Raw genomic sequence first — 4864 nt, forward strand, 5'->3', positions numbered from 1 at the left:
GCCTTTGCGTTTATTTTGACTCTGTGTTCACTGAAAACTCTCTGATCAAAATCTCTCACCATCACCGCAACAAGCCATCTCCATCTCATTGCAACTCATTCCCCCCACGCCCATACAACTCCCATCATATTGTTATACCTTTGCGGCACATTAATTCGATTACATCATGACATTTGCCGAGCTCAACCTCACCTCCCCACTCATCAGAGCCATCAACGACCTGGGCTTCACACATCCAACCACCATCCAGGAAAAAGCCTTTCCCGTGATCATGTCCGGCCGCGACGTGCTGGGCATCGCCCAAACCGGAACCGGTAAAACCATCGCCTTTGCCCTGCCAGCCCTGCGCCAGTGGACGTTCGACAAAAACAAAAACCCGCAAATCCTCATCATCGTCCCCACCCGCGAACTCGTCGTTCAGGTCATGGACGTGGTCAAAGCTCTGGCCGCCTACCAAAACGTCACCGTGCATGGCGTTTACGGCGGCGTAAACATGAAAACACAAGCCTGGGATATCAGCGGCGGCATGGACGTGTTGGTGGCTACTCCGGGCCGCCTTTACGATTTGGCCGTGGAGGGTCACATCAACCTCAAAATGGTCAAGAAACTCATCCTCGACGAGGTCGACGAGATGCTCGACCTGGGATTCAGAACCCAAATCTCAGCCATCTTCGACCTGCTGCCCCCGAAACGGCAAAACCTCATGTTCTCGGCAACACTCACCCCCGAGGTCGATGCGCTTATCCGGAATTTCTTCAACGACCCCGTCCGCATCGAAGCAGCGCCGGCCGGCACGCCCCTCGATAACATCGCGCAAAGCGCCTTTCGTGTGCCTAACTTTTACACAAAAATCAACCTACTGGAACATCTGCTGCGTCAAAACAACGACATGAACAAAGTGCTCGTGTTTACCGCCACCAAGGAACTGGCCAATGAGGTTTTTGAGCAACTCAGCCCCATGTTCCCCGACCAAACCGACGTCATCCACTCCCGCAAGGCTCAAAACTACCGCTTCAGAGCCGTCAACAAATTCCACGATGGCAAAATCAGAATCCTCATCGCCACCGACCTCATTTCAAGGGGCATCGACATCTCGCAGGTGTCGCACGTGATCAACTTCGACATGCCAGCCGAACCCGAAAACTACATCCACCGCATAGGCCGCACCGGACGTGCCGACCAAAAAGGCGTCGCCATCAGCTTCATCGTCCCGCGCGACATCGACAAGACTTCCGCCATCGAAACCCTCATGGGACAATCAATCCCCGAACTCCCCTTCCCCGACGAAGTACCCGTGTCGGCCATCCTCGCCCCCTCCGACAAAGAACCGGTGCCCATGAAAAACACCCTCACCCAAACCCCTAAACGCGACCCGGAACACGGCGGTGCCTTCCATCAGAAAAGCGATAAAAACCGAAAAGTCAACAACAAAATCCCCCACAAAGTCAAAATGATGCAAAAATACGGCAAGCCAATCACCAAAGGCGCCAAAAAAAAATGATCTCATATTAATGTCGTTTAGTGAAGCCCTGAAAGGGCGATAAGCAGTAGCGTTGGCCATCGCCCAACGATGAATGCAACCACAATCTTAGAGCCCTGAAAGGGCGTAAGCTTACACCCCTTCGAGGGCTTGAGCTCGTTTGCGACTAATATGCAGGGCTTTGCCCTACACTAATGCTGGTGCCCGATTGCGGCTTAACTAAACGACATTGAATCACATATCCGTTATCAACACGTCGCACCCCTCTCAACGCCATGCAATGAGTGCGACGTATTGACCTTTTAACTCTCACCTTAATATCCTGCCATTAGGCAGAAAAGATCGGAAAATTATTGCCTGCCTATATCCAACCCGCCATTCAAAATTCGCGCAATTCGCGGTTAAAAAAACTGGCTCTATGTCGAATCCTGTGGGTAAACAAAATATGAATGCACGAAATCAAACAAGGTAACTAAGCCGCCTTCGGAAAATGGCGTTAAAAAAATCATAGGCCTGAGCGTTAAAAAATATGCGCTGTTTGAGCTTGCGAGTTCGCAGATTTTAGCGAAGGCCTATGATTTTTAGCCATTTTACGTCAGCGGCGGCCTTTTTTGCTTACTTTTTGGGGCTGTAGCCAAAAAGTAAGAGCCCGCCCGGCTCGAGGGCACGAAAAAATGGTTAGTGTGAATTGATACTTATGATTACCCACACAAATCAGAATAGAGCAAAAAAACTCTTCCGAATTTTCTCAACCCCACATCACAACCTGAAAAACTCGGTCCCCCTGTGCCTTCCATAAAACTCTTTCACTCTGTTGCACTGAAGCTTCTTCTCCTCACCGATCTCATCTTATCTCACTGCAACTCAGTGTCAGTTCTTATTGGGTGACGCTAAGCAAGATGATTCAAAGCTGAATTATCTGCTAATGTATCCCCTCTTGCATTGCCCTGAAATCACCCCATTTTGAACCACTGCATTTTAATCCGGTCACAGCTCCCCATTCATCCCAAAATTCCCTATCTTAGCTCTTCATCAAACCAACCCCTTTACAATGGAAAAAATCTCAAAAAACGCCCTCGTCTACGTCGTTTCCGGGGGCAAAGGCGTCGCCGGACACTCCATGTTGCAATCCCTACTCGTACAGTACCCCGAAAACAACATCCAGGTCATCATCGTTCCCGATGTGCAAACCCCTGAGAAAGCCGACGAAGCCATCACTAAAATCATCCGTACCGGCGGTTTCGTGGTGCATACCCTCGTCACTCGCGACCTTCGTCACTATTTCATCAACCTCTGCGAAATAAACCACATCAAGCACGCCGACATGATGGGCCCCATGGCAGACTTCATCGAACACGACCTGGGTCTTCAGTCTATCAACGACCCCGGCCTCTTTCACCGCATCAACGCCCCCTATTTCCAACGCGTCGAAGCCATTGAATACACCATGGAACACGACGACGGACTCAACCCCGAACGTCTCCTCGATGCCGACGTCATCCTCACCGGTGTCTCCAGAGCCGGTAAAACACCCCTGAGCATCTACATGGCCATGTTCGGCTGGAAGGTGGCCAACGTACCCCTCGTCGAAGGCATACAGCCCCCCGACGAACTCTTTAAAGTCGATGCTCGACGCGTTTTCGGACTGGTCATCAGCGCCGAACATCTCATCTCACACCGACACAAACGGCTGGCTGCCATGGGACAGTTCCCCACCGACAACTACACCGACCATCATGCCGTGCGCAAAGAACTCCTTTACGCAAATCTCATTTTCGAACGCGGTGGTTTCACCAAAATCAACGTCACCAACAAACCCATCGAAAGCACCGCCAACGAAATCCTTCAGCTCATCTCCGACCGCTTTGGTCACCGTCACCAAAAGCTCAGCTTATAACCTCTATTTAGGAAGAGATATCATTTCGTTAATATGAGTCCGCGAAACAAATTGACTTATAAACTTCAATCTGATCGATTTGTTTGACGAATCAACGAAAACTCTTGCAATTCCATTGATACACCCTTTCCTGAATATCCTTCTACAAACACACACAAATAACTCCTTAATAATTAACCGACTATGTTCTTCTTACGACTCCTCCCCACCTTTATCATCGGAATCCCCGTGGCCTATTTAGTGCTGCGACACTACTTCAAAGGTTCTGTGTTTTTCAAAATCGGAATGATGTGGGTCGGAAACCTATTCCTGGTGCTGCTCAACACCTCGTTGGCCAACCATTTCGCCCAACAATACCCACTGTGGCTCTCAACGTCGCTGGGCGTCTTTTCTTCGGTTCTTCTGCTGGCCGCTTCCGGACGTCTCCTGCGACCCCTCAGGCAAGCCACTGACCAACTCGATGACCTGGCCAATGGAAACCTCCAACTAAACGTCGACACCCAACATCAACACCGTAACGATGAAATAGGAAAACTCAACCGAACCCTTTTGTCGCTGCAAGAAAACCTCTCACGCGTGGTGACCGACATTAAAAACAACGCCGACATGCTCACCGCCGATAGTCAACAGCTGGAACAAATGGCCAAATCGATGTTCGACAGCGCAAACGCTCAGGCCGCTTCCATCGAAGAGGTCTCCTCTTCGATGGAAGAAATGGCTTCTACCATTCAGCAAAACGCCGAAAACGCCATCCGAACCAACCAGATATCGCAAAAGGCTGCCAACAACATGAAACTCATTGCCAACACGTCCCACCAAAACCAACAGGCCATTGAGCACATCGCGCAACGCATCAAAATCATCAACGAAATTGCCGCGCAAACAAACATCCTCTCTCTCAACGCCGCCGTCGAATCGGCCCGTGCCGGTGACCAGGGTAAAGGATTTGCGGTAGTCGCCTCCGAAGTCCGTAAACTGGCCGAACGAAGCCGCAATGCCGCCAACGAAATCATCTCATCTACCAGCCAAACCGTCAATCTCACCCAACACGCCTCACTGCTCATCCGTGAGCTCCTCCCCGACATCGAAACCTCAGGTAACCTGGTCAACGAAATCACACGTGCCAGTGACGAACAACGTTCCGGTGCCCAGCAAATCAACCTGGCCATCCAGCTCCTCAACGAAAAAGCCCAGGAAAACACACTCAACGCCGACAACCTCAACGACAACGCTCAAAACATGGTGGTTAAAGCCAATACCCTCAAAGCCTCCGTTAGCTTCTTCAAAATCAACACCCCCCCTCAACAATCCTAAACCATCAAACACTCCGACACCCCCTCAAAACCCCTTTCTTCATTGTCAACCACAAAGACCCATTCCGCGATTCCTAAACGAGAATTTCCCTCAATTCGTGGAATTAATTCGTGCAATTCGTGTAATTCGTGGACAAAAAACACTTTCCGAAGGAAAGCCCACCACACACTCAC

3 protein-coding genes are annotated in these 4864 nt (G+C 50.4%); all 3 read left to right on the forward strand.

What is annotated here, in order from left to right; genetic code table 11:
* The first annotated feature begins 166 nt into the window (after positions 1-166).
* The 3 genes from LX69_RS17225 (at position 167) to LX69_RS17235 (ending at position 4691) form a co-directional block, all read left to right on the forward strand.
* The gene (locus LX69_RS17225) at positions 167-1501 is read left to right on the forward strand and encodes a DEAD/DEAH box helicase (RefSeq protein ID WP_111447264.1); all 1335 of its coding nucleotides are present in this window, start codon (positions 167-169) and stop codon (positions 1499-1501) included.
* A 1030-nt stretch (positions 1502-2531) separates the two neighbouring features.
* The gene (locus LX69_RS17230) at positions 2532-3377 is read left to right on the forward strand and encodes a pyruvate, water dikinase regulatory protein (protein ID WP_111447265.1); all 846 of its coding nucleotides are present in this window, start codon (positions 2532-2534) and stop codon (positions 3375-3377) included.
* A 183-nt stretch (positions 3378-3560) separates the two neighbouring features.
* Complete coding sequence (locus LX69_RS17235; protein WP_111447266.1) at positions 3561-4691, forward strand: methyl-accepting chemotaxis protein; 1131 nt, start codon at positions 3561-3563, stop codon at positions 4689-4691.
* Positions 4692-4864: the final 173 nt, after the last annotated feature.

The organism is Breznakibacter xylanolyticus (genome assembly GCF_003254275.1).
In the GTDB taxonomy this organism is placed as follows: domain Bacteria; phylum Bacteroidota; class Bacteroidia; order Bacteroidales; family Marinilabiliaceae; genus Breznakibacter; species Breznakibacter xylanolyticus.

Bases quoted from the DNA above. Each gene is read 5' to 3' on its own strand.
- LX69_RS17225 (WP_111447264.1), top strand. From the start codon at position 167: ATGACATTTGCCGAGCTCAACCTCACCTCCCCACTCATCAGAGCCATC.
- LX69_RS17230 (WP_111447265.1), top strand. From the start codon at position 2,532: ATGGAAAAAATCTCAAAAAACGCCCTCGTCTACGTCGTTTCCGGGGGC.
- LX69_RS17235 (WP_111447266.1), top strand. From the start codon at position 3,561: ATGTTCTTCTTACGACTCCTCCCCACCTTTATCATCGGAATCCCCGTG.